Annotated in this window: 24 protein-coding genes; 17 read left to right on the top strand and 7 right to left on the bottom strand. The window is 53.7% G+C overall.

Annotation, left to right across the window (positions count from 1 at the left end; translation table 11 throughout):
- Nucleotides 1–63: 63 nt before the first annotated feature.
- The 6 genes from gluQRS (at nt 64) to panD (ending at nt 5,109) form a co-directional block, all read left to right on the top strand.
- Complete coding sequence (gene gluQRS, locus MUG06_RS10470; RefSeq protein WP_215848334.1) at nt 64–993, top strand: tRNA glutamyl-Q(34) synthetase GluQRS; 930 nt, start codon at nt 64–66, stop codon at nt 991–993.
- 40 nt (nt 994–1,033) lie between these two features.
- On the top strand, nt 1,034–2,446 hold the full coding sequence (gene pcnB, locus MUG06_RS10475) for a polynucleotide adenylyltransferase PcnB (protein ID WP_215848335.1): 1,413 nt from the start codon (nt 1,034–1,036) through the stop codon (nt 2,444–2,446).
- Nucleotides 2,443–2,928 (top strand): 2-amino-4-hydroxy-6-hydroxymethyldihydropteridine diphosphokinase, encoded by a 486-nt coding sequence (gene folK, locus MUG06_RS10480; protein WP_243078563.1) that lies wholly within the window; start codon nt 2,443–2,445, stop codon nt 2,926–2,928. The genes pcnB and folK overlap by 4 nt, the downstream gene beginning before the upstream one ends.
- Before the next feature lie 85 nt (nt 2,929–3,013).
- Nucleotides 3,014–3,808: a 3-methyl-2-oxobutanoate hydroxymethyltransferase gene (gene panB, locus MUG06_RS10485; protein WP_215847587.1), complete on the top strand. Its 795-nt coding sequence runs from the start codon at nt 3,014–3,016 to the stop codon at nt 3,806–3,808.
- Between the two features lie 15 nt (nt 3,809–3,823).
- Entirely contained in the window at nt 3,824–4,678 is an 855-nt protein-coding gene (panC, locus tag MUG06_RS10490) for a pantoate--beta-alanine ligase (protein WP_215847588.1), read from the top strand.
- Between the two features lie 50 nt (nt 4,679–4,728).
- Nucleotides 4,729–5,109, top strand: coding sequence for an aspartate 1-decarboxylase (panD, locus tag MUG06_RS10495; protein WP_215847589.1), 381 nt, complete (start codon nt 4,729–4,731; stop codon nt 5,107–5,109).
- 70 nt (nt 5,110–5,179) lie between these two features.
- Here the strand turns inward: panD and MUG06_RS10500 are convergent, their stop codons facing one another.
- Both MUG06_RS10500 and MUG06_RS10505 read right to left on the bottom strand, forming a co-directional pair.
- Complete coding sequence (locus tag MUG06_RS10500) at nt 5,180–5,950, bottom strand: ABC transporter permease (protein ID WP_215847590.1); 771 nt, start codon at nt 5,948–5,950, stop codon at nt 5,180–5,182.
- Nucleotides 5,947–6,873, bottom strand: a complete 927-nt coding sequence (locus tag MUG06_RS10505) for an ABC transporter ATP-binding protein (protein WP_243078564.1) — start codon at nt 6,871–6,873, stop codon at nt 5,947–5,949. Before MUG06_RS10505 ends, MUG06_RS10500 begins: the two co-directional genes overlap by 4 nt.
- Before the next feature lie 107 nt (nt 6,874–6,980).
- On the opposite strand from MUG06_RS10505, the gene can reads away from it, so the two are divergent.
- Nucleotides 6,981–7,643, top strand: coding sequence for a carbonate dehydratase (can, locus tag MUG06_RS10510; RefSeq protein ID WP_215847591.1), 663 nt, complete (start codon nt 6,981–6,983; stop codon nt 7,641–7,643).
- A gap of 193 nt (nt 7,644–7,836) precedes the next feature.
- On the opposite strand, the gene hpt is transcribed toward can, so the two are convergent.
- On the bottom strand, nt 7,837–8,373 hold the full coding sequence (hpt, locus tag MUG06_RS10515) for a hypoxanthine phosphoribosyltransferase (RefSeq protein ID WP_215847592.1): 537 nt from the start codon (nt 8,371–8,373) through the stop codon (nt 7,837–7,839).
- Nucleotides 8,374–8,537: 164 nt separating this feature from the next.
- Here hpt and MUG06_RS10520 point away from each other — a divergent pair, with 164 nt between their 5' ends.
- Nucleotides 8,538–9,821, top strand: a complete 1,284-nt coding sequence (locus MUG06_RS10520; RefSeq protein ID WP_243078565.1) for a cystathionine gamma-synthase family protein — start codon at nt 8,538–8,540, stop codon at nt 9,819–9,821.
- Nucleotides 9,822–9,823: 2 nt separating this feature from the next.
- Here MUG06_RS10520 and cueO read toward each other — a convergent pair whose 3' ends face one another.
- Nucleotides 9,824–11,413 (bottom strand): multicopper oxidase CueO, encoded by a 1,590-nt coding sequence (gene cueO, locus MUG06_RS10525; RefSeq protein WP_243078566.1) that lies wholly within the window; start codon nt 11,411–11,413, stop codon nt 9,824–9,826.
- Nucleotides 11,414–11,592: 179 nt separating this feature from the next.
- Between cueO and MUG06_RS10530 the strand changes: the two genes are divergently transcribed.
- The 3 genes from MUG06_RS10530 to speD all read left to right on the top strand — a co-directional run bounded on the left by MUG06_RS10530 (nt 11,593) and on the right by speD (nt 13,754).
- Nucleotides 11,593–11,940, top strand: a complete 348-nt coding sequence (locus MUG06_RS10530; protein WP_215847595.1) for a YacC family pilotin-like protein — start codon at nt 11,593–11,595, stop codon at nt 11,938–11,940.
- A 120-nt stretch (nt 11,941–12,060) separates the two neighbouring features.
- A complete protein-coding gene (gene speE / locus MUG06_RS10535) occupies nt 12,061–12,930 on the top strand; it encodes a polyamine aminopropyltransferase (protein ID WP_243078814.1) in 870 nt (289 codons plus the stop codon).
- Nucleotides 12,931–12,938: 8 nt separating this feature from the next.
- Complete coding sequence (speD, locus tag MUG06_RS10540) at nt 12,939–13,754, top strand: adenosylmethionine decarboxylase (RefSeq protein WP_215847596.1); 816 nt, start codon at nt 12,939–12,941, stop codon at nt 13,752–13,754.
- A 114-nt stretch (nt 13,755–13,868) separates the two neighbouring features.
- Here speD and MUG06_RS10545 read toward each other — a convergent pair whose 3' ends face one another.
- Genes MUG06_RS10545 through MUG06_RS10555 form a run of 3 tightly spaced genes read right to left on the bottom strand, consistent with a single transcriptional unit; the run spans nt 13,869 to nt 16,863 of the window.
- A complete protein-coding gene (locus MUG06_RS10545; protein ID WP_243078567.1) occupies nt 13,869–14,630 on the bottom strand; it encodes a DeoR/GlpR family DNA-binding transcription regulator in 762 nt (253 codons plus the stop codon).
- Nucleotides 14,631–14,636: 6 nt separating this feature from the next.
- Entirely contained in the window at nt 14,637–15,617 is a 981-nt protein-coding gene (locus MUG06_RS10550) for a D-threonate 4-phosphate dehydrogenase (RefSeq protein WP_243078568.1), read from the bottom strand.
- A complete protein-coding gene (locus MUG06_RS10555) occupies nt 15,610–16,863 on the bottom strand; it encodes a four-carbon acid sugar kinase family protein (RefSeq protein ID WP_243078569.1) in 1,254 nt (417 codons plus the stop codon). Before MUG06_RS10555 ends, MUG06_RS10550 begins: the two co-directional genes overlap by 8 nt.
- Nucleotides 16,864–17,052: 189 nt before the next feature.
- On the opposite strand from MUG06_RS10555, the gene MUG06_RS10560 reads away from it, so the two are divergent.
- The 6 genes from MUG06_RS10560 to MUG06_RS10585 all read left to right on the top strand — a co-directional run bounded on the left by MUG06_RS10560 (nt 17,053) and on the right by MUG06_RS10585 (nt 23,921).
- Nucleotides 17,053–18,201, top strand: coding sequence for an iron-containing alcohol dehydrogenase (locus MUG06_RS10560; protein WP_243078570.1), 1,149 nt, complete (start codon nt 17,053–17,055; stop codon nt 18,199–18,201).
- Nucleotides 18,202–18,212: 11 nt separating this feature from the next.
- Nucleotides 18,213–19,097: a dihydrodipicolinate synthase family protein gene (locus MUG06_RS10565; RefSeq protein ID WP_243078571.1), complete on the top strand. Its 885-nt coding sequence runs from the start codon at nt 18,213–18,215 to the stop codon at nt 19,095–19,097.
- A gap of 56 nt (nt 19,098–19,153) precedes the next feature.
- Nucleotides 19,154–20,107 carry a phosphoglycerate dehydrogenase gene (locus tag MUG06_RS10570; RefSeq protein ID WP_243078572.1) on the top strand — a complete coding sequence of 318 codons (954 nt, stop codon included), beginning with the start codon at nt 19,154–19,156 and terminating at the stop codon, nt 20,105–20,107.
- A 42-nt stretch (nt 20,108–20,149) separates the two neighbouring features.
- Nucleotides 20,150–21,460: an MFS transporter gene (locus MUG06_RS10575; RefSeq protein WP_243078573.1), complete on the top strand. Its 1,311-nt coding sequence runs from the start codon at nt 20,150–20,152 to the stop codon at nt 21,458–21,460.
- A gap of 83 nt (nt 21,461–21,543) precedes the next feature.
- Nucleotides 21,544–22,881, top strand: a complete 1,338-nt coding sequence (locus MUG06_RS10580; RefSeq protein WP_215848337.1) for an MFS transporter — start codon at nt 21,544–21,546, stop codon at nt 22,879–22,881.
- Nucleotides 22,878–23,921: a cyclase family protein gene (locus MUG06_RS10585; protein WP_243078574.1), complete on the top strand. Its 1,044-nt coding sequence runs from the start codon at nt 22,878–22,880 to the stop codon at nt 23,919–23,921. The genes MUG06_RS10580 and MUG06_RS10585 overlap by 4 nt, the downstream gene beginning before the upstream one ends.
- Nucleotides 23,922–23,947: the final 26 nt, after the last annotated feature.

Genomic DNA, 23,947 nt, shown 5'->3' on the forward strand with positions numbered 1-23,947 from the left:
ACTTCGTTGCCGCGCATCAAGAGAACTGCAGGTTTTCTCGTTGCGCGGTAACCTCTAATGCACATGTCAATGTCATCTTGCACTGGGCGCTTCGCCCCATCCCCTTCCGGTGAACTTCACTTTGGCTCACTCATCGCTGCTTTAGGCAGTTACCTTAGCGCGCGCGCGCAAAATGGTCGCTGGCTGGTACGCATTGAGGATATTGATCCGCCGCGTGAAATCCCGGGCGCCGCCACGCATATTCTGCAGCAGCTTGAACAATACGGTTTGCATTGGGATGGTGAGGTGCTGTGGCAATCGCAACGGCATGAAGCTTATCGCGAAGCCCTCGACTGGCTACAACAGCATCGTCAAAGCTACTTTTGTACCTGCCCGCGCAGCCGAATTCAGCAGTTGGGCGGCTTTTATGATGGTCATTGCCGCGATTTACAGCGGGGATCGGAAAACGCCGCATTACGTTTGCGTCAGCATGCGCCGGTGAATGAATTTACCGATCGCCTACGCGGCACGTTGCAGGCCGATCCTCGTCTGGCGCAGGAAGACTTTATTATTCATCGTCGCGATGGGTTGTTCGCTTATAACCTGGCGGTGGTGGTTGACGATTATTTCCAGGGTGTGACCGAAATTGTTCGCGGTGCTGACTTGATTGAACCCACGGTAAGGCAGATCGCGCTTTATCAGCAATTTGGCTGGGCGGTGCCGCAATATCTGCATTTGCCGCTGGCGATCAATGCTGACGGCAATAAGCTTTCGAAGCAAAATCATGCGCCGCCGTTGCCTCAAGGTGATGCACGGCCGCTATTGGTTGAGGCGCTACGCTTTCTTGGTCAGCAGGTTGATGAGAACTGGCAGGACGAAACGCAGGAGAAACTGCTGTCTCGTGCGGTGTCACAGTGGAATATCGCTTTGATCCCTCAAGACAACGCTCTGAAACCGGATGCCAGGACAACAGCATTCTCAAACGGTTCTCAACAGGCTATGATTAGCCGCTGATTTTACCCACACCCTTTTTACGTCACTGTCGAGGTGTCCCATTTTTACCCGAGTAGCTAATTTTTGCAGAAAAGTCCTTAAGCGTGATGACGAGGAGGCACCAGTAGAGGTTGAACCCGAGCGTCTTATGACCATTATTCCTCGTGAAAGCCATATCATCTCACGCAAAGACATCAGCGAAAATGCCCTCAAAGTGCTGTATCGCCTGAATAAAGCCGGTTACGAAGCCTATCTGGTAGGCGGCGGCGTGCGCGATTTGCTGTTAGGGCAAAAGCCGAAGGACTTCGACGTGACCACCAATGCCACGCCAGAGCAGATGCGTAAGCTGTTCCGCAACTGTCGGCTGGTGGGTCGCCGTTTCCGTTTGGCCCATGTGATGTTTGGCCCGGAAGTGATTGAGGTCGCGACTTTCCGTGGTCATCATCAGGCTGAAGAGGAAGTGGACGATCGCAACACGTCGCAGCGCGCTCAAAGCGGCATGCTGTTGCGCGATAACATCTTTGGCAATATTGAAGATGATGCGCAGCGTCGCGATCTCACCATCAATAGCCTTTATTACAGCGTGGCTGATTTCAGCGTGCGCGATTACGTCGGCGGTCTGCACGATTTGCAGGAAGGCATTATTCGACTGATTGGCGATCCGGAAACCCGCTATCGCGAAGATCCGGTGCGGATGCTGCGCGTGGCGCGTTTCGCCGCTAAATTGAACATGCGCATTGCACCAGAGACCGCTGAGCCGATTCCTCGCCTGGCCACGCTATTACGTGACATTCCGCCAGCGCGCCTGTTTGAAGAGTCGCTTAAGCTGCTGCAAGCCGGTTACGGTTACAGTACCTATCTCAAGCTGTGCGAATACCAGTTATTCCAGCCGCTGTTCCCGACGCTGTCACGCAACTTCACCGAAAACGGTGATAGCTTCATGGAACGCATGCTGGCGCAGGTGCTGAAAAATACCGATAACCGCATCCACAACGATATGCGCGTAAACCCGGCATTTTTGTTTGCTGCCATGTTCTGGTATCCCCAGTTGGAAACTGCCGAGCGCATTGCGCAGGAAAGTGGCCTGACCTACTTCGAAGCCTTTGCCATGGCGATGAACGATACGCTGGATGAAGCCTGCAAAGCGCTGGCGATTCCTAAACGTATTACTTCGCTGATTCGCGATATTTGGCAACTCCAGCTGCGTATGTCTCGCCGTCACGGTAAACGAGCGTGGAAGCTGATGGAGCATCCAAAATTCCGTGCAGCCTACGATTTGCTGGCGCTGCGTGCTGAAGTTGAGAATAACCCAGAGCTGTTGCGCCTGAGCCAGTGGTGGGGTGAATTCCAGGTCGCTGCACCGCCGCATCAGAAAACCATGCTGAATACTCTGGGTGATGATCCTTCACCGCGCGGTAAAGCGCGTCGTCGTCGTCCTCGTTCGGCTGCGCCACGGAATCAAAGCGCGTCATGACCCGCGTTTACCTTGCGTTAGGCAGTAATCTCGCCGATCCGCTGCATCAGGTTGATGCAGCGTTGGCAGCGCTGGATGCGCTGCCCGAAACGCAACGTATCGCCACCTCCGCGTTTTATCGCACCCCGCCTTACGGTCCAGCGGATCAGCCAGATTATCTTAACGCTGCCGTCGCGCTGGAAACCCAGCTGTCGCCTGAAAGCCTGCTCGACCACACTCAACGCATTGAGCTTGAGCATGGTCGCGTACGCAAAGCTGAGCGTTGGGGGCCGCGCACGCTGGACATTGACGTCATGCTGTTTGGCGAAGCGGAGATCAATACCGAACGCCTTATCGTGCCGCATTACGACATGCTGAATCGCGCCTTTATGCTGCTGCCGCTGCTTGAGATTGCGCCCGATGCTGCCCTGCCCGATGGACGCGCACTCAAAACCTTTCTTCCTACACTGGATGCCAGCAATATTCGCCTCTGGCACGCCTGAACCGCACAATAGCACTTCTTTCATTCCGCTCCTTGACGCTATCCAGTAAACTTCGCCCATCAGAACTCCCTGAGTTGAGAAGGTTATGAAACCCACCACGATTTCCCATTTACGCCAGTGGAAAGCCAGCGGTAAAAAATTCGCAACGCTGACCGCTTACGATTTCAGTTTTGCTCGCCTGTTTGCTGATGAAGGTATTCAGGTGCTGCTGGTCGGTGATTCTCTTGGCATGACGGTTCAAGGTCACGACTCGACATTACCGGTTACGGTTAGCGATATTGCTTATCACACGGCGGCAGTACGTCGTGGTGCGCCGCAGTCGCTGCTGCTTTCTGACCTGCCCTTCATGAGTTACGCCACGCCTGAGCAAACCTTCGAGAATGCCGCGCAGCTGATGCGCGCCGGGGCCAACATGGTGAAAATTGAAGGTGGCGAGTGGCTGGCTGAGACCGTACGTATGCTCGCCGATCGTGCGGTGCCGGTATGTGGTCATCTCGGGTTAACGCCGCAGTCGGTGAATATTTTCGGTGGCTACAAAGTGCAAGGTCGTGATGAGGCAGGTGCTGAACGCGTGCTGGCTGATGCATTGGCACTGGAAGCAGCAGGTGCACAGTTACTGGTGCTTGAATGCGTGCCGGTCGCGCTGGCGAAGCGCATCACCGAAGCGTTGACCATTCCCGTGATTGGTATTGGTGCCGGTAACGCCACCGATGGTCAGATTTTAGTGATGCATGATGCCTTTGGCATTACCGGCGGGCACATTCCCAAATTCGCTAAAAATTTCCTGGCCGAGACCGGCGACATTCGCGCGGCGATTCGCCACTATATTGCCGAAGTGGAGTCTGGGGCTTACCCCGCCGCTGAACACAGTTTCCAGTAATTCAGGAGAATTGCAGTGCTGATCATTGAAACGCTGCCGTTGCTGCGCCGTGAAGTGCGCCGCTGGCGTCAGGAAGGCAAACGCATCGCATTGGTGCCGACCATGGGTAATCTTCACGACGGACATTTAACGCTGGTTGATGAAGCGCGTAACCGCGGCGACATCGTTATCGTGTCGGTTTTTGTTAACCCGATGCAATTTGATCGTGCCGACGATTTAGCGCGCTATCCACGCACCTTGCAGGAAGATTGCGAAAAGCTGAACCGTCGCGGTGTAGATGTGGTGTTTGCGCCCTCTCCGGCCGAAGTCTATCCGCACGGCACTAAAAACCAGACCTTTGTTGAAGTGCCGGTACTTTCTTCACTGCTGGAAGGCGCCAGCCGTCCTGGTCATTTCCGTGGCGTTGCCACTATCGTGAGCAAGTTATTTAATCTGGTTCAGCCCGATATCGCCTGCTTTGGTGAAAAAGATTTCCAGCAGCTGGCGATCATCCGCAAAATGGTGGCGGACATGGGCTTTGATATCGACATCGTTGGCGTGCCTACCGTGCGTGCCAAAGATGGCCTGGCGCTGAGCTCGCGTAATGGCTATCTCAGCGATGACGAACGCAAGCTGGCACCGGCGTTAAGTCAGGTGATGAATGAGATCGCCACGCAGTTGGCCAATGGCGAACGGCACGTTGATGAGATGATTGAAGCCGCTAACCAATCGTTGCTGGAAAAAGGTTTACGTCCAGATGGGCTGGCCATTTGTGATGCTGAGACGCTGCAACCCTTGACGGTCGACAGTCAGTGCGCGGTGGTATTAATGGCGGCGTGGCTCGGTAACGCGCGTTTAATCGATAACAAACAGGTCGATCTCACCCAGTAATTCGCTGTTGCTGGAGAGATTTTTTCCGCTGCATAAGAAAGGTTTTGGCTATGATTCGTACCGTTTTACAAGGTAAGTTACATCGGGTGAAAGTGACGCAAGCGGACCTGAATTATGAAGGTTCCTGCGCTATCGACCAGGATTTTCTTGATGCCTCAGGCATCCTGCAATACGAAGCGATTGATATCTACAACGTGACCAACGGTCAGCGCTTTTCAACCTATGCCATTGCGGCTGAACGCGGCTCAAAAATCATTTCCGTGAATGGTGCAGCGGCGCGTTGTGCCTGTGAAGGCGATATTCTGATTATCTGCTCGTATGTGCAGGTGGAAGAGGCTGAAGCGCGGACATGGCAGCCTAAAGTGGCCTATTTTGAAGGCGACAACCAGATGAAGCGCCTGGCGAAAGCGTTGCCCGTTCAAGTAGCCTGACGCTTTGTGCTATTCGCTCCAATAAAATAACGCAGCCTGAGCTGCGTTATTTATATTGCTGATGCTGCGATTAGCTGCGTAAACCGCGGCCACGCTGAATCAGGCTATACACCAAGATATAAAACACCACAATAAAGCCGATCAGCACCGACAACGTGAAAATGATCGGCACATCGTTGATACCCAGAAAACCAAAGCGGAACCCGCTGATCATATAAACCACCGGGTTCAGTTTCGACACCATTTGCCAGAACGGTGGCAGCAGCGTCAGCGAATAGAACACGCCGCCAAGGTAGGTTAACGGTGTCAGCACAAAGGTTGGAATCAAGCTGATGTCATCAAAAGTACGCGCAAACACGGCATTCAGCAGGCCCGCCAGTGAGAACAAAATTGCTGTCAGTAACAAGGTTACTGCCACCATCGTCCATGAATGCACGTGGAACGGCACAAAAAACAGAGAGATTGCTGTAACCAAAATACCGACGCACACGCCGCGCGCGACACCACCACCAACATATCCAGCGATGATAATGTGTGTGGGAACGGGCGCGACTAACAGCTCTTCAATGTTACGCTGGAACTTCGCGCTGAAGAAGGATGACGCCACGTTAGCGTAAGCATTGGTGATCACCGACATCATGATTAAGCCCGGCACAATAAACTGCATGTAGCTAAAACCATGCATATCGCCAATGCGTGAACCGATCAAATTACCGAAGATAATGAAATAGAGCGTCATGGTAATTACCGGCGGCACCAGCGTCTGAATCCAGATGCGGGCAAAGCGGTTAATTTCCTTGCTCCAGATGCTCTTTAACGCCACCCAGTACAAATGTGTCATGCTTTTGCTCCTGTTTTTCCCTGCACCAGGCCGACGAACAACTCTTCCAGTCGGTTGGCTTTGTTACGCATACTCAATACCTGAACGCCCTGCGCACTAAGCTGGCTGAATACGCTGTTTAATCCCTGTTCACGCATCACTTCCACTTCCAGCGTTGAGGTATCAACCAAGCGATACTGAAAACCTTCCAGTGCTGGCAGCGGGCTGCGCGGGGCTAAATCAAGAATGAAGGTTTCCGATTTCAGCTTGGAGAGCAAACCTTTCATGGAGGTGTTTTCCACCAGTTCACCGCTCTGGATAATGCCAATATTGCGGCACAGCATTTCGGCCTCTTCCAGATAGTGCGTGGTAAGGATAATGGTGGTGCCTTTCGCATTGAGATCTTTCAGAAACACCCACATTGAACGGCGCAGCTCAATGTCTACGCCGGCGGTGGGTTCATCAAGAATCAGCAGTTTGGGTTCATGCATTAAGGCGCGAGCAATCATCAGGCGACGCTTCATACCCCCGGAAAGCATACGCGCACGCTCGTTGCGTTTTTCCCACAGATCGAGCTGCTTCAGGTATTTTTCAGCGCGCGTATTGGCTTCTCGACGTTCAACGCCGTAATAACCCGCCTGATTCACGACAATCTGCATGACGGTTTCAAACGGGTTAAAGTTGAACTCCTGCGGCACCAATCCGAGCTGCCGTTTGGCATTTACCACATCTTTTTCCAGGTCGTAACCAAATACCCGCACGCTGCCTTCGGTCTTATTCACCAGCGAGCTAATAATACCGATAGTGGTGGATTTACCGGCGCCGTTTGGCCCCAGCAGCGCATAAAAGTCGCCCGCCTCAACGTTAAGATCAATCCCTTTCAGCGCCTGCATGCCGCCGGGATAGGTTTTAGTTAACCGGGAAAGTTCCAGTGCATAAGTCATTACGAATCCATACCCTGTTGTAGTGGCATTTTTATGCCGTTTGAAATTATTAAGCCTTCGCCTATAGTACGCCCACGCACAACGCGCAGTAACAGGTCGCTCACGCCATGACAGACATCGATACCCTGATCAGTAATAACCGCGAATGGTCCAAATTACTGGTCGAAGAAGATCCCGGCTTTTTTGAGCGGCTTGCCCAGGCACAAAAACCCCGCTTTTTGTGGATTGGCTGTTCAGACAGCCGCGTTCCCGCCGAGCGCCTCACCGGACTTGAACCGGGCGAACTTTTTGTTCATCGCAACGTGGCCAATCTGGTGGTTCACACCGATCTCAACTGCCTTTCCGTGGTGCAATACGCCATCGAAGTGCTGGAAGTTGAACACGTCATTGTTTGCGGCCATTATGGCTGCGGCGGTGTACAGGCGGCGATGGATAACCCGGAGCTGGGTTTGATCAACAACTGGCTGCTGCACATTCGCGATCTCTGGTACAAGCATAGCGTGTTGTTGGGGGAACTCCCGCCGGATAAGCGCCTCGATAAACTGTGCGAAATCAACGTGGTTGAGCAAGTTTATAACCTTGGACACTCTACCATTCTGCAATCCGCCTGGAAACGCGGGCAGAATGTTTCGCTGCACGGCTGGGTATACGGTATTCAGGACGGCTGCTTGCGTAACCTTGATGTCACCGCCAACAGCCGCGAAATCCTTGAGCAACGTTATCGCCACGGCATTGCCAATTTATTGGTCAATTCCGAAAGCCCGCAGTAATCCGTCTGGATATACCCTAAATCATTCTCGTTGCAGCCACACGGCAAGCGTATTTATCCCGATGAGCTGACTCAAGTCAGTGATTCGGATAAACACAGGTAGCCAACGCATCTGCAGCGTGAAGAATGATGGGTATCGCGGCGACAAGCCTACACTAAGCAGGCTGTCGTAGCCTTGGAAGAATGTGCGGTGCTTATGCTTCGAGCGGAACGACTTTACCGATATAAGGCAGATTACGGTAGCGCTGCGCATAGTCGATACCGAAGCCCACCACGAATTCATCGGGAATAGTAAAGCCGACATATTCTACTTTTACTTCAACTTCACGACGTTCCGGTTTATCCAGCAGAGTACAAATTGCCAGTGATTTCGGTTGGCGCAATGCCAGGATTTCACGCACTTTGCTCAGTGTATTACCGGAGTCGATGATGTCTTCCACGATCAGCACATCTTTACCACGAATATCTTCATCCAAATCTTTCAGGATCTTCACATCACGCGTGGTAGACATGCCGCTGCCGTAGCTTGATGCCGTCATAAAATCGACTTCATGCGAAACATCGATGGCACGGCACAGATCGGCCATAAACATAAAGGAGCCGCGTAGCAGCCCGACAAGTACCATGTCACTGCCGCTGTCGCGGTAATGCTCGGTAATCTCTTTGCCCAGTTCGGCGATGCGCTCGGCGATTGCCTGCTCAGGGATCATCACTTCAACAGTGTGTTTCATTGCGTTCAGCCCGGTTACGTCAGAAAGCCACGAAGTCTATCATAGTCGATACCGCCGCTGACGCCGTACGGCAAAGGCAAACGTTACCGTGGCGAAAAAGGATGCAGTAGCGTTAACTGTATGAATCGTACGCTGCTCGTTAACCCAGGTTAGCCGGAGATTTCATGACCTCTTCATCCAGTAAAAAGACCCACATAGGCGATCGTCCCCTTCATCCTGAAACGCAAATGCTGAATTACGGCTTTGATCCACGCCTCTCAGAAGGCGCGGTTAAACCGCCGGTTTTCCTCACCTCCACCTTTGTTTTTAACAGTGCTGAAGAAGGACGTGATTTTTTTGATTACGTCTCAGGACGCAAAGAACCACCAGAAGGGAAAACTGGCGGGTTGGTCTATTCGCGCTTCAACCATCCCAACAGCGAAATTGTTGAGGATCGGCTAGCGATTTATGAACACGCTGAAAGCTGTGCCCTGTTTGCATCGGGCATGGCGGCAATTTCAACCACGCTGCTGGCCTTCTCCCGTCCTGGCGAAGTCATTTTGCATTCGCAACCGCTCTATGGCGGCACCGAAACGCTATTGAGTAAGACGCTGCATAATCTGGATATTCAGGCGGTGGGTTTCAGCGATGGCAATGATGAAAGCAAAGTGCGTGACGCTGCACAGCGCGCAATGGCGCAAGGTCGGGTGGCGATGATCCTGATTGAAACGCCCGCCAACCCGACCAACAGTTTGGTAAATATCGCCTTGATTGCGCGCATCGCCGACGAGATCGATCAGCAGCAAGGATCACGTCCGATCGTGGCTTGTGACAACACCCTGCTTGGCCCGCTGTTTCAGCAACCGCTGACGCTGGGCGCGGACGTGTCGCTCTATTCACTGACCAAATATGTGGGTGGGCATTCTGATTTAATTGCTGGCGCGGCGATGGGCAGTAAAGCGCTGATGACAAAAATCCGTGCCTTACGCAGCGCGATTGGTACGCAGCTCGATCCCCATTCCAGCTGGATGATTGGTCGCTCGCTGGAAACGCTGTCGCTGCGCATGGAAAAAGCCTGGCATAATGCCGAAGCGGTGGCTGCATTTTTACGCGACCATGCGAAGGTGGAAAAGCTGCATTGGCTGCCCTATCTGGATGCAGAGAGCGCAGAAGGAAAAACCTACCGTGAGCAATGTCACGGCGCCGGCTCAACCTTTTCATTTGATATCGTTGGCGGCCAGCCAGCTGCGTTTCGTTTTCTTAATGCGCTAGCGCTGTTCAAACAGGCCGTCAGCCTTGGCGGTACCGAATCGCTGGCCAGCCATCCTGGCAGCACCACCCATTCGGGCGTGCCGGAAGCGGTGCGTCAGCGGATTGGCATTACTGACGCGACCGTGCGTTTGTCGATTGGCATCGAGAATGCGGATGACCTGATAGAAGACATTAAGCTGGCGCTTGATATCGCCTGAATTTAGGTCACGGTGAACCCCAGCATCATGCCGGTATCTTCATGCTCCAGCAGATGACAGTGCGCCATATAAGCCTGTTCGGCGGCGGCAACATAGTTGAAGCGCACCAGCACTTCGCTGCGCCAGCCGTCAACATTCACGATATCTTTCCAGCCCTGACGATGCGGGGCTGGCGGTTTGCCATTCTCCGATAAAATGCGGAACTGCGTACCGTGAATATGGAAGGGATGCAGCATGCTGTCGCCTTCCCCGGAGATCGTCCACTTCTCTACCGCGCCCAGCTCGACATTGAACATCGGCTTAGCCATATTAAACGCCTGACCATTGATTTTATTGCCGTTGTGGAAGTCATAGGCCGCTGCGGTTTTTTGCTGGCTTGGTGCGCCGTGATCCATTGAATGTTCGCCGTGCGCCATGCTGCTATCACCGCCGCCCATTTTCATCTCATGGTGGCCCTTGCCCATCGCTTTCTCGCCATAGCGCTGCATTAATGCCTGCATACCTTGCTGGTCAAGCTGCGGATCCATCATCAGTTGCAGCCAGCGCGTATTGAGCCCTTCGGTTTTTGGTATAACAGGCAACGTGGCTAACGTGTCGGGTAACGTGGCGCTGGCCATCACGCGCAGCGGTAAAATCTGCACCAGCGGCAAGGGCTGGTCGAACGGTGCCAACGTCATACCCATTTGCTCAACAGGTAATGTCACGATGTCAAAGGCGTTGCCGTCAGAAGTGTCGATCATCACCTCAAAACGTTCACCCGGCAACAAAGGCAGCGACGCAATTTTGACAGGTTCAGCCAGCAAACCGCCGTCACTGCCGATCACATACAGTGGACGTTTATCGCTGGCAGCAATGTGCAGCGAACGGGCGTTACACCCGTTGAGCAGGCGCAAACGCAGCCAGCCACGTGGCACGGCATGTTGCGGATACTGCACGCCGTTGGTCAGCATCATGTCGCCAAACCAGCCCACCGCGGCACGCATGATATCCAGTTGATAATCGATACGATCGCCCTGCTTTGTGAGCAGTTTGTCCTGAAAAATCAGCGGCACATCATCTGCGCCCCACTGCGTGGGCAGACGTAATTTGCCGGATTCATTATCTTCTAACAGCACCAATCCAGCCAAACCCTGCGCTACTTGATGACCGGTTTTGCCATGTAAATGTGGATGATACCAACAGGTTGCCGCTGGTTGATCGGGCGTAAATGTCACTTGCCGCGTCGTGCCCGGCGCAATGCTGGCGTGCGGTCCGCCGTCAACCGCGCCGGGGATTTCCAAACCATGCCAGTGCAGCGTCGTCGCTTCGTTGAGCCGGTTGTGAATATTTACCGTGACTGCCTTGCCACTTTGTAACACCAACGCCGGCCCGAGCAGATTGCCATTATAACCCCAGGTTGGAACGTCTTTGCCCTTCCACTGCGTGCTGCCTTGCCTGGCGGTGAGGTTGTATTGGCCTCTGCTATCCGGTTCCAGTAAGGAAGGAATCGGCAGCAGCGGGCGTTCAGCCGCCATTAGCGAGCGGCTCCAGAGCGGCAGCGCACCCGCCGCGCTCAGTGCAGCGGTGAGTTTGAGGAAATGGCGACGTTGCATGGTAATCATCCTTGTGACAAGAGAGGGCATAGCCTAAACCCTGACCTAATGGGAAGGTCAAGCATTCCCACCAGAATCGCCCGAAAAAATGCGGTCCTCTGCGGTAGCGGGCAAATTAATCGAAAACCTGTTAACAACTGTGCTAACGTCAATAAGATTATCCCTTGAAGAGAATGACTATGAAGAAGAGCATCAAGATCCTGCTGTTGTCAGGACTCCTTGGCTTCTCCTCCACCAGCTTTGCCTTGAGCGAATCCGAAGCCGAAGATCTGGCCGATCTCACGGCGGTGTTCGTTTATTTGAAAAACGACTGCGGCTATCAAGATTTACCCGATGCGCAGATTCGTAAAGCATTGGTATTTTTTGCGCAACAAAATCGCTGGGATTTAAGCAATTACAGCAACTACAACATGAAGGCGCTTGGCGAAGATAGCTATCGTGATTTAAGCGGTATTGCGATCGCCAATGACAAAAAGTGTAAGTCCCTGGCGCGTGATTCTTTAAGCCTGCTTGCCTACGTTAAATAACCCGCAGAACCCGCTCTCCTGCTGAACATTTGACCGTGCAACCACGGTCAGAGTTAGCTATGATGTGCCGCCCATTTTCATGGCGATGTCATTAGAGGAGAGCCTACCATGCCCCAAAAAATGGCCCAAAAAGAAACGTGGTATGAAACGCTTCATGCTGGATTTGGACAGTATTTTACCGTCGATAAACAACTCTATCGGGAAAAGACAGCGCATCAGGATTTAATCATCTTCGAAAATGCGGAGATGGGCCGCGTGATGGCGTTGGATGGTGTGGTACAAACCACTGAACGTGATGAGTTTATCTATCATGAAATGATGACGCACGTGCCAATTCTGGCGCACGGTGCAGCCAAAAGCGTACTGATTATTGGCGGTGGCGATGGCGCGATGTTACGTGAAGTCTCACGCCATCCGCAGATTGAAAAAATCACCATGGTGGAAATTGATGCGGGCGTCGTCACTTTTTGCCGTCAATATTTGCCCAATCACAGCGCCGGTGCTTATGACGATCCGCGCTTCACGCTGGTGATTGATGATGGCGTCAACTTCGTTAATCAAACCCATGAAAAATTTGATGTCATTATCTCTGACTGTACCGATCCTATCGGCCCAGGCGAGAGTTTGTTCACCTCAGAATTCTATGCTGGCTGCAAGAATGCCCTTAATGAAAATGGCATCTTCGTGGCGCAAAATGGCGTGTGTTTCCTGCAACAGGACGAAGCCATCAACAGCCATCGCAAACTCAGCCACTACTTTGCCGATGTCAGTTTCTACCAAGCCGCGATTCCGACCTATTACGGCGGCATCATGACGTTTGCCTGGGCGAGCGACAATCCGGCGCTGCGCCAGCTCGACGCTGCAACTTTGCAGACGCGTTTCGAGACCGCTGGCCTGAACTGCCGTTACTACAACGTGGCAATCCATACCGGCAGCTTTGCCCTGCCGCAATATCTGTTGAATGCTTTGTCACAGACCGAGCATTTATAAGGGGGTGAATGAAATTGCAAAAGCTAAAACTACATGGCTTCAACAACCTGACTAAAAGCCTGAGTTTTTGTATTTACGATATTTGCTATGCAAATACGGAAGCTGAGCGCGATGGCTATATCGCCTACATTGACGAGCAATATAACGCGACCCGTTTGACTGAAATTTTGACGGAAACCTGTTCGATCATTGGTGCCAACGTGCTGAATATTGCACGCCAGGATTATGAGCCGCAGGGCGCGAGCGTGACCATTCTGGTGAGCGAAGAGCCGATCGATCCGAAAGATATCGATAACTCGGAGCATCCTGGCCCGCTGCCGAATTCTGTGGTTGCTCACCTCGACAAGAGCCATATCTGCGTACACACCTATCCCGAAAGCCACCCCGAAGGCGGACTTTGTACCTTCCGTGCAGACATTGAAGTCTCCACCTGTGGCGTGATTTCACCGCTGAAAGCGCTGAATTATTTGATTCACCAGCTCGAATCGGACATCGTTACGGTTGATTATCGCGTGCGCGGATTCACCCGTGACGTGAATGGGTTGAAGCATTTCATCGATCACGAGATCAACTCGATTCAGAACTTCATGTCAGATGACATGAAGGCGATGTATGACATGGTGGACGTGAACGTCTATCAGGAAAACATCTTTCATACCAAGATGATGCTGAAAGATTTCGAACTGAAACATTACCTGTTTAATACCAAGCCGGAAGATCTCAGCCCACAAGAACACAAGCGCATTACTGATTTGCTGTGGAAAGAGATGCGTGAGATTTACTACGGCCGCAACATACCTTCAATGGGTTTGAAGACGCTGTAGTGGCTGCCTCCGCGGGCTAAGTTAGGTGCTCGCTGGAGCTGGTTCTCGCAGTCCCCCACCTCGCTTCTCCCCCCTTCATGGGGGAAGGCTGGGAGGGGGACAAACGACCCCGATCTATTTCGTCAACTGTAAGCCAATGCCGCGTTCACGTAACTCCCGCCTCACGTCCTCTTCCAGCCGGTTGTCGGTCACCACATCGGTTAAATTTTCCAGCGGCGAAGCGCAAAACAGCGACCAGGAACCGTATTTACTGCTATCAGCCAGCAAGACACGTCGTGCGGCATTCGCTAACAGATCGTGCTTCAGTCCCGCTTTCTCTTCGGTCGGCGTGGTAATGCCGCGCTCCAGACTCCATGAGTTGCAGCTGACAAACGCGATATCGGGGTTAATGCTGCGCAACAGACGGCGTCCATGTTCACCAATACACGACTGGCTGGAATCATCAATGCGCCCACCAATAATGGTCACTTCGATCTGTTTGAATTCGGAAAGAAACAGCGCGATATGTAAATCTGCGGTGATGACGCGCAGCGGCAGGTGCGTGAGCTGCCTCGCCAGTTCCAGCATAGTAGTGCCGGCATCCAGCACCACTGCATCACCCGACTGCACAAAGCTGGCTGCTTGTTCAGCAATCGCCTGTTTTTCGGCTAAATTACGCTGCATTTTCTCCAGCGTGGTGGGCTGGCTGGGAATAAACCGGTTTAAGGTCACACCGCCGTGGCTACGGCTGATTACGCCCTCTTTATCCAGCTTGATCAAATCACGCCGAATGGTGGCCGGTGAGGCGGAAATCGCACTCACCAACTGCTCTACAGTCACCAGATTATGGCTTTTCAGATAATCCATAATCTGGTCAAGACGACTTTGTCCCTTCATATTTCCCTATGCAAGCTGCATCGCGAGTTTGATCGAGATCGCCATGCTCTCAGACTTCGCTTTACCTGTCCAGGCGATATCAAACGCGGTGCCGTGGTCTGCCGAAGTGCGGATAAAAGGCAGTCCTGCGGTAATGTTCACGCCATCATAAAAGCCCAGCAGCTTCAGCGGGATATGTCCCTGATCGTGGTACATCGCCACCACAATATCGTACTGCCCTTCCTGACATTGCAGGAACACCGTGTCTGGCGGACAAGGCCCATAAACGTCAATGCCCTGCGCTTTCATCGCCTTGATTGAGGGTGCAACCGTGGTGATCTCTTCATCGCCAAATAACCCATTTTCACCCGCGTGGGGATTAACACCCGCGACGGCAATACGCGGCTTCTCAAAACCGACGCGGCGCAAGAAGGTATCCGCCATGCCAATCACCGTTTCAATGCGCTCACGATTCAGCGTATCGAGGAACTTACGCAGCGCAATGTGCGTGGTGACATGAATCACCTTCAGCTTATCGGTATACAGCACCATGGCGTAATTTTTAGTGTTGGTAAGGTGCGCCAGCAGTTCGGTATGTCCCGGATAGATATGGCCTGCCGAATGCAGCGCTTCCTTGTTCAGCGGCGCGGTGGCAATCGCCTGCACTTCTCCGGCCAGCGCCAGTTCCGTCGCGCGCTTTACGCAGCGCCAGGCCAGATCGCCCGCTTCTTTTTGTACCACGCCAGGTTTTAACGCTTCCGGGTTCGCCAACGGTTCATCAAGGATGTTGATGATGCCTGGCGCAAAATGCGCATCCTTTACGCTGTCGAGCACCCGCAATTCAGCTTGCGGGGTGATATTCATCGCCATGATGCGGCGCAGAGTACTGGCACAACCCACCACCACTGCTGGCGCGCCGTTCAGATCGCCTTCAGACAGCGCTTTGATGATAATTTCCGGGCTGATGCCCGCAGGATCGCCCATCGTCACCGCAATAATTTTATTCACTCGACTTCTCCTCAATAAAACGTATGGCTTCTACCAGGGTGTTTTCGTCGCCAAAGCCACCCGCTTTGGTCATCACCGGCAAGATAAATTCACTGTTAAGCAGAACCCCGTGCGGCACGCAGCCCGCCACCAGACCCTGAATTTGAAACCCGCTGGCACCCAGCGCCTGGGCAACGGCAATGGCCACGTCGCCGCCGGAAAGATAAAGCGCATTTGGCAATTGCTGACGGCACACGGTGCGCGTCATCTCGCCGAGAAACGCACAAATCGCCTCGCCCAGTTGTTGACGTGTCATGTTGTGTTGCTGGCAAAGTTGATCAATTTCTTGCCGCTGATTGGCTCGTTGGCAGGTTCGAATCACCGTGTGCTGACCTGCACGCAGCGTCGCCACGCTTTGCGTGATCCATTCCGACGCGGAAGGCCACGCTGGTTGCAAGAACAGCTCACTAATATTGATGTCGATCAGAGCAATGTTGCGCTGCCTCGCCAGCTTGCTGATTTGCTGCTGGGCGCTGGCGCTCATCGATCCCACCACCGCTAACACCGGCTTTGCTGCACGGGTAGAAAGGTGCGCACCCAGCGCATCGCTTAATCCCGCCGCGCCGACTAATAAAGGCGTTTCAGCTAAACGCGCCGCAGCGCGTACCAGACGGGCGATATCCGCGTCCTGTTCTGCATCCACCACCACCACACCGCGCAGGTTATTCAGTACGGTTTCCAGATGCTCGCTTCGTAATGTGGCGAGATCGATCTGTGTGCCCGGCAGCTGCAATTGTTGCAACACATTGGCACTTGAGATTGGCGTTTTAGGATCGCTGGCAAATTCGGTATCGGTGAGCAGCACATCATCTAAATAAACCGCGCCGTTTCGCGTGGTGCGTCCAAGACGCGGCACCGCCGGCACCACCAGCGCCAGCTGTTTGCCGCTGGCTTTGAGTGCGGCATTCACTTCTGCGCCGACATTGCCACGCAAGGTCGAGTCAATTTTTTTAACCAGCCAGCCGGCGTGTAGGGCGTGCTGCTTTACCACCTGCGTAATGCGCTCCGCCGCCAGCTCAGCGCTGATTGCCCGACTGTCAGTGCTGATCACCCAAACATCTACTGCCTCGCTGTTATGCGGCATCTCGCTGTTGAACAGCACATGTACACGCGCTCCCGCCTGGGCCAGCCCGCTGCCCGCATCGTTCGCGCCGGTAAAATCATCGGCGATCACCAATACCGGGGTTTTCCATGACGATTGGGTCATTGTTTCTCCTGTTTCGGCTGCTTGCCGCTGACGATGATTATATTCAATCATGATTGATTATATGTGAGCAAGATCAAATTAATCGAAATCAATATGCCCTATAAATTGAGGCACAGTAAGTGACGGAACTCGCACTGATATGAGCAAACACAATCATTCAGTTCAGATACACAGTGAAAAGGGTATGAAATGAATATCAACAGCACGGTTATCAGCGGCTATCAGGCGCTGAATGACATTCGCTATCTGCTTAACGGTAAGGCGAAAGCATTACTGGTTACCGACAAGAATATCGAAAGCATTCCTGCGGTTCAGGCGCTGATCGCACAACTGAAACAGCAGATTGCTCGCGTCAGCATCGTGAACAACGTACCGCCAGAGCCAAGTCAGCATGATGTCGCGGCTATCCTCAGCGCATTGCCCTCACGTGACGTTGATTTAGTGATTGGTGTCGGCGGTGGCAGCGTACTGGATGTCGCTAAGCTGCTTTCCGTGTTGTGCGTAGAGAATGCGCCGTCGCTGGAGGCGCTGTTAGCGGGCGAGAAACCGCAGCATCGCACCACGTCGCTGTTAATTCCTACCACCGCAGGAACCGGCTCTGAAGCCACACCCAACGCGATTTTAGCCATCCCAGAAAAAGAGACCAAAGTCGGCATTATTTCGCCGGTAATGCTGCCCGATTTCGTGGCGTTGGTGCCTGAACTCACCACCAGCATGCCTGCACATATCGCCTCTTCAACCGGCATTGATGCGCTGTGTCACCTGATCGAATGTTTCACTGCCACCGTGTCGAACCCGGTGAGTGATAACTATGCGCTGATTGGCATGAAGAAGCTGTTCGCCAATCTTGAAACCACCATTAACCAACCGGGCAATCTACAGGCGCGACTGGAAATGTTGTGGGCTTCCTATTATGGCGGCGCCGCCATTGCCCACGCCGGTACGCATCTGGTGCACGCCATGTCCTATCCGCTGGGCGGCAAATATCACCTACCGCACGGCGTTGCCAATGCCATTTTACTGGCACCTTGCATGCGTTTCGTTCGTCCTGCCGCAGTGAGCAAATTTGCTCAGGCATACGATCTGCTGCCAGAAGCAGATAGCTCGCTAAGTGAAGAAGCCAAATCTCTGGCGTTGGTGGATTACTTCACTGCGCTGGTCAAGCGCCTGAAACTGCCAGCCAGTCTGGAAGAGCTGGGTATCAGCCCGGATCACCTGCCCTATTTAGTGGAAGCGGCATTAGATGTGCAACGTCTGATGAAAAACGTGCCAACGGCGGTCAGCGCCAACGATGTGCGTGACGTGTATTTGACGCTGTTTCCTTCACACCAGGCATAACGAGGATTCTCATGAGCCAGAAAATAGTCGGCGTATTAACCGCCATCATCACCGCCTTTGATCGTGATGGCGCTTTCAATCCCACCACCCAGCGCGAGCAGGTAAAACGCCAACTCAATGCAGGTAACGGTATCTTCTGCGGCGGCACCAACGGCGAATTCTTCGTGCTGAACGAGCAGGAAAAAATAGCGGTTACCGAAACCTGCGTGGATGAAGTCAACGGCAGCGCGCCAGTGGTGGCGCACATCGGTGAAATATCGACCCGTGAAACCATTCGCCTTGGCAAGCAGATAGCCAAACTGGGCGTGGACGCCGTATCCGTGATCACGCCCTATTTCGTGCCGTTGAAGCAGGAAGAGTTGATTTATCACTACCAAACCGTGGCCGACGCGCTCGACGTCCCGCTATTCCTCTACAACATTCCGGCGCGTACCGGTAATACCTTGCAGCCCGAAACCGTGCGCAAGCTGGCCTCACATCCCAACATTATCGGTATCAAAGATTCTGCGGGCAGCTATGAAAGCCTGAGTGGTTTCCTGAAAGCCGCTGAAGGCATTGATAACTTCGACGTGCTGAACGGTCCAGATTCATTGATTCATCAAGGATTTGTCGATGGCTGCTCAGCCTGCATTTCTGGCCTCGCCAACGTCGCGCCGCAAGAGATCAACGCTATTTGGGCACACTTCAACGCTGGTGATGTCGCCGCCTCACGTCTGGCACAAGAGAATGTGACGGGCCTGCGTACGGATTTATACAGCGTCGGCTTCTCGCCAGCGGCGGTGAAAAAAGCCGTCACGCTGCTGGGCTATGACGTCGGTGAAAGCCGCTATGCCGTGCATTTCAGCGCCGAAGAAGAGCAGAAGATCCGTCAAATCGTGAATCAATATTTGCAGTAATGGCCGTCAGGGTGGCCTTTGCTGCCCTTGCCTGAAACCTGACACCGGGAAAAATTATGAAAGTGATTTGCACCTCGCCCTCCTTTGCTAAATATGATGCGGCGCCCATCGACACCCTGAAACAGCATGGCTTTGAGCTGATTACGCTGCCCGCCGATGCGCCATTGTCGACGCTGGAGCCGCATCTGGCTGAAACCGTCGCGATGATCGTGGCCTTTACTGACGTCAACGATGAGCTGCTGGCGAAAGCGCCCCAGTTAAAAGTGGTATGTAAACATGGCGTTGGCGTCGATAACATCGATCTGGATGCAACGCGCGCGCGCGGAATTTATGTCACCAATGTCCCTGACGCCAACAAGCACGCGGTGGCTGACTTCGCTTTCGCGCTGATGCTTAACAGTGCGCGTCAGATCACGCAGGCCGCAGAGGAAACCCGCGCCGGCAACTGGCCACGCATTTTCGCCACCGACGTCTACGGTAAAACGTTGGGCATTATCGGGCTGGGCAATATTGGTAAGCAGGTCGCGCTGCGTGCCAAAGGCTTCAACATGCGCGTTATCGCGTTTGATTTTTATCCCGATGAGAAATTTGCCGCCGAGCACGGCATCGAATTCGTCAGCATGGATCGTCTGACTGAAGAAGGCGATTTCATCACGCTGCATACGCCACTGACCGATGAAACCCGTAACCTGTTCAATGCCGCGCGTATCAAACGGATGAAGAAATCTGCCTTCCTGATCAACGTCTCACGCGGGGGCGTGATCAACGAAAACGATCTGTTCCAGGCGCTACAGGACAACGTGATTGCTGGCGCTGCTGCTGACGTATTCGACTACGAACCCTTAGCTGAACATCCGCTGTTTACGCTGCCGAATTTTATTCCTACCTCGCACATCGCCGGTTATACCGACGGCGCAATCAGCGCTATTGGCGAACGTTGCGTGCAGCAAATTATTCAGTGCCTTAAACAGGGTGAACGCCCAGTTAACGTGATGAACGGGTTGGCGTAAGACCGACCGCTTCTCTTACCGAACAGTTTGGTGATTATAACGATGAACAACACCTCGCGTATCCGTTGGTGGATCGCTGGCTTGATGTGGCTGGCGATCGCCATTAACTACATTGATCGAACTGTACTCTCTGCTGCTGCGCCGCACCTGATCACTGAGCTGGACATCAATCCAGAAATGATGGGTTTTATCATGGCCGCGTTCTTCTGGTCTTATGCGCTACTGCAAATTCCGGCAGGCTGGTTTGCTGACCGCTACGGCCAGAAAAAAGGGCTGGGCATTGCCGTGGCGTGGTGGTCAATCGCGACCATGGCGATGGGTTTAGCCACCGGTTTTAAATCATTGCTGGCCATGCGTCTGGCGCTGAGCATCGGTGAAGCGGCTGCTTATCCGAGCAATGCGGGTATTACCGCGCGCTGGTTCCCCGACCGCGAACGTGCCACCGTTTCTGGCCTTTTCGACAGTGCGTCGAAATTTGGCGGCGCGGTGGCCATGCCATTGATCGTCTGGATGATCGCCATGGTTGACTGGCGTATCACCTTCCTAGTAATCGGCGCAATTGGCGTGTTTTGGGTCATCGCCTGGTACTTTATCTATGCAGAGAACCCGGAAGATCATAAGAAGATCAGCCAGAGCGAAATCAGTTTGATCCGCGATGGCCAGACACAAAAACATGGCGATAAAAGCGTTCGTCCCATGAAGTGGTACAAACTGCTGCGCTACCGCAACATCTGGGCAATGTGTATTGGCTTCTTCACTATTAACTATACCTCCTACTTCTTCATTACCTGGCTGCCGACTTATCTGGTGCAAGACAAGGGTATGGATTTCCTCAAAATGGGCATGGTGGCTGCGCTGCCGCTGATTTGTGGCATGGTGATCGAAGTGATTGCCGGTTGGATGTCAGATCGCATTGTCCACAAGAAAATCTTGTCGCTGACCGCCACGCGCAAACTGTTCCTCACCGTGGGTCTGTTAATGGCGCTGTGCATTGGTTTCGCGCCGTTCACCGATTCCGTCTTTATGACCGTGCTGCTGCTGTGTATCGCTAAATCGGGCACCACCGTGGCGGCTTCGCAGGTCTGGGCATTGCCTGGCGACGTTGCACCGCAGAACAGCGTGTCGATTGTCGCCGGTCTGCAAAATACGGTCTCCAACATGGGTGGCGCGGTGGGTCCGATCATTACCGGTGCGATTGTCGGCGCTACCGGCCACTTTACCTGGGCGCTGGTGTTTTCCGCCGTGCTGGTGGTGATTGGTATTCTTAACTACCTGTTCCTGCTGGGCAAAGTCGAGCCAATCGTTGACGAAGAACAGGTTCATGAACATCAGGCGGTGAGCCACAGTCTGTGATCACCTTCTGACATAACGCCGCATGCGTCCTGCATGCGGCATTCCCTCTCTGTAACCACAATAAAAAACAATTGGAGGCGATGATGTCGCTGAATTCCAATGGATCACCTGCAGTCGTTTCGGCAAGTAAAAGTAAAGGGAAGTTTCGTTACGTGATTCTGACGGTGCTGTCAGTGGGTATCGCCATTAACTACATCGATCGTGCGGCGATGAGTGTCGCCATGCCATTTATGAGCGAGGAGCTGCACATCTCGCCCACCGACAGTGGTTTGCTGCTGTCCGCCTTCTTCTGGAGCTATGTGCTGTTCCAGCTGCCCGGCGGTTGGCTGGTTGATCGGCTTGGCCCGCGCATCACCTTCGCGTTAAGTAGCCTCGGCTGGGGATTAGCCACCGCGGCCTGCGGCTTAGCCAGCAGCATAGCCGCGTTGGTTGGCTTTCGGTTTGTACTGGGCGCGGTAGAAGCACCGAGTTATCCCGCCAGTTCGTCAACGGTGACGCGCTGGTTCCCGCGTCAGGAACGCAGCTTTGCCGCCGCGACCTTTAATAACGGCAGCAAAATCGGCGGCACGCTGGCGATTCCAATTATCTCGCTGCTGATTGCATGGGTTGGCTGGCGCGCCACTTTTGTGATTTCTGGCGTGGTCGCGGTGGGTTGGGCACTGGGTTGGTATCTGTGGTATCGCGAACCGCGCGATCACCCTTCCGCCACCGCCGAAGAAGTGGCCTTCATTGAAGCGAATCAGGATGCGGAAACCGGCGCTCCGATGAGCATTCGCCAGCTACTGACCCAGCGCACGGTGCAGGCAATGATGGCGGGCTTCTTCTGCATCAACTTCGTCTCTTATTTCTTCTTCACCTGGTTCCCTACCTATCTGGTGGAAACCTTCCATCTTTCGTTGATGAAGTTCGGCTTGCTCGGCATGTTGCCCGGCGTGGCGGCGATTATCGGCGGCTGGTGCGGTGGCTTGCTTTCCGACAGCCTGGTGCGTCGCGGTTATTCACTGAGCGTCGCGCGAAAAATTCCGTTGGTGGGTGGCATGCTCGGCAGCGCGACCATTGGCTTAGCCGCCTTTTCGCCGACGGTGGGCCTGGCGCTGGCGGCATTGTGTTTTGCCAACTTCTCGGCAACCTTTGCTTCCGCCGCGCTGTGGGCGCTGCCGTCTGACGTTGCGCCAAACCGCGCCAACGTCGCCACCATCGGCGGTATCCAAAACATGGCTGCCAACCTGGCGGGCATCATCTCGCCGATCATGATTGGCGTGATTATGCAGTACACCCATTCATTCGTTATCCCATTAGAAATCGCAGGCGTGGTGGGCATTATTGGCGCGCTGATTTACGGTTTCTGGCTGCCGCGCGTAACGCCGATGACGCTGAACAACGCCCAGCCACTGGATGCATCCGCAAGGAGTGAAGTATGAATACCCGCTGGAAAAAACGGCCTGCGCTGTCAACCTGGGGCGATTTTGGTCCCGACGATCAGTTGGGTCGTCTGAATTTGCTGACCGCCGCCAAGGTACTTGAAGGGATTGCCGAAGTGCGTGAAGGCCAAACGTTTTGCCTGAGCCTGCCGCTGGATCTGCCTGGCGGCACGGCGATGAATCCACGTCGCCCACCGCCGCAGCTTAACGCCACGCGGCGTGGTGAAAACGCCAATATGACCTATCCACTGTCGCGGGATGATGCACGCCTGAGCGATGTCATCTGTGACGACAGCGTGACGCTGGCGCTGCAGTACTCAACGCAATGGGACAGTCTGGCGCACATGGGGCAATGGTTCGATGTGAACGATAACGGCGATGCCGAAATGGTGTTCTACAACGGCTATAAAGCGGGGGTGGATATTGTCGGAGAAACCGATTATCGCGGCGGCTGTGGTTGTGATGGCGGTACGCATCTCGGTGCAAAAGCATTGGGTATTGAGAATATGGCGCAGCACGGTATTCAGGGTCGTGCGGTGATGATCGATATCAAACGCCACTTCGGTATTAGGCGTTTCGCCTTTGGTTATCAGCATCTGATGCAGATCATCGAGGCCGATAATATCGACATTCGGCCCGGCGATCTTGTGTGCTTCCGTACCGGCATGGATGAAGCGATTATTGAAATGAACGGTGAACCTGATATGGCTTATCTCAACAGCCATTTTGCCGGGCTGGATGGTAGCGATCCGGCGCTGCGTCAATGGGTACATGACAGTGGCGTGGTTGCGCTGCTGGCTGACAATCCTGCGGTGGAAATTCTGCCCGCTAAACCTCTTAACAATGATTTTTATCCGTCACATCCGCTGCACGATCTCTGCCTGTTTCGGCTTGGGGTTTATCTCGGTGAACTGTGGCTGATGAGTCCGCTGGCTGACTGGCTGGCCCTACAGCAACGAACCGCGTTTCTGCTCACTGCACCGCCGCTGCGCCTGCCTGGTGCGGTGGGTTCACCCGCCACGCCGGTGGCGACGGTGTAAATTTACTCCCCCTAAACCCTACGGTG

It is taken from the genome of Pantoea sp. MQR6 (genome assembly GCF_022761075.1).
GTDB lineage: Bacteria > Pseudomonadota > Gammaproteobacteria > Enterobacterales > Enterobacteriaceae > Pantoea > Pantoea phytostimulans.

Excerpts from the sequence above, each read along its gene's own strand:
- gluQRS (WP_215848334.1), top strand. The coding sequence starts at position 64 with ATGTCAATGTCATCTTGCACTGGGCGCTTCGCCCCATCCCCTTCCGGT.
- folK (WP_243078563.1), top strand. The coding sequence starts at position 2,443 with ATGACCCGCGTTTACCTTGCGTTAGGCAGTAATCTCGCCGATCCGCTG.
- panB (WP_215847587.1), top strand. The coding sequence starts at position 3,014 with ATGAAACCCACCACGATTTCCCATTTACGCCAGTGGAAAGCCAGCGGT.
- panD (WP_215847589.1), top strand. The coding sequence starts at position 4,729 with ATGATTCGTACCGTTTTACAAGGTAAGTTACATCGGGTGAAAGTGACG.
- MUG06_RS10500 (WP_215847590.1), bottom strand. The coding sequence starts at position 5,950 with ATGACACATTTGTACTGGGTGGCGTTAAAGAGCATCTGGAGCAAGGAA.
- MUG06_RS10505 (WP_243078564.1), bottom strand. The coding sequence starts at position 6,873 with ATGACTTATGCACTGGAACTTTCCCGGTTAACTAAAACCTATCCCGGC.
- can (WP_215847591.1), top strand. The coding sequence starts at position 6,981 with ATGACAGACATCGATACCCTGATCAGTAATAACCGCGAATGGTCCAAA.
- hpt (WP_215847592.1), bottom strand. The coding sequence starts at position 8,373 with ATGAAACACACTGTTGAAGTGATGATCCCTGAGCAGGCAATCGCCGAG.
- MUG06_RS10520 (WP_243078565.1), top strand. The coding sequence starts at position 8,538 with ATGACCTCTTCATCCAGTAAAAAGACCCACATAGGCGATCGTCCCCTT.
- cueO (WP_243078566.1), bottom strand. The coding sequence starts at position 11,413 with ATGCAACGTCGCCATTTCCTCAAACTCACCGCTGCACTGAGCGCGGCG.
- MUG06_RS10530 (WP_215847595.1), top strand. The coding sequence starts at position 11,593 with ATGAAGAAGAGCATCAAGATCCTGCTGTTGTCAGGACTCCTTGGCTTC.
- speE (WP_243078814.1), top strand. The coding sequence starts at position 12,061 with ATGGCCCAAAAAGAAACGTGGTATGAAACGCTTCATGCTGGATTTGGA.
- speD (WP_215847596.1), top strand. The coding sequence starts at position 12,939 with ATGAAATTGCAAAAGCTAAAACTACATGGCTTCAACAACCTGACTAAA.
- MUG06_RS10545 (WP_243078567.1), bottom strand. The coding sequence starts at position 14,630 with ATGAAGGGACAAAGTCGTCTTGACCAGATTATGGATTATCTGAAAAGC.
- MUG06_RS10555 (WP_243078569.1), bottom strand. The coding sequence starts at position 16,863 with ATGACCCAATCGTCATGGAAAACCCCGGTATTGGTGATCGCCGATGAT.
- MUG06_RS10560 (WP_243078570.1), top strand. The coding sequence starts at position 17,053 with ATGAATATCAACAGCACGGTTATCAGCGGCTATCAGGCGCTGAATGAC.
- MUG06_RS10565 (WP_243078571.1), top strand. The coding sequence starts at position 18,213 with ATGAGCCAGAAAATAGTCGGCGTATTAACCGCCATCATCACCGCCTTT.
- MUG06_RS10570 (WP_243078572.1), top strand. The coding sequence starts at position 19,154 with ATGAAAGTGATTTGCACCTCGCCCTCCTTTGCTAAATATGATGCGGCG.
- MUG06_RS10575 (WP_243078573.1), top strand. The coding sequence starts at position 20,150 with ATGAACAACACCTCGCGTATCCGTTGGTGGATCGCTGGCTTGATGTGG.
- MUG06_RS10580 (WP_215848337.1), top strand. The coding sequence starts at position 21,544 with ATGTCGCTGAATTCCAATGGATCACCTGCAGTCGTTTCGGCAAGTAAA.
- MUG06_RS10585 (WP_243078574.1), top strand. The coding sequence starts at position 22,878 with ATGAATACCCGCTGGAAAAAACGGCCTGCGCTGTCAACCTGGGGCGAT.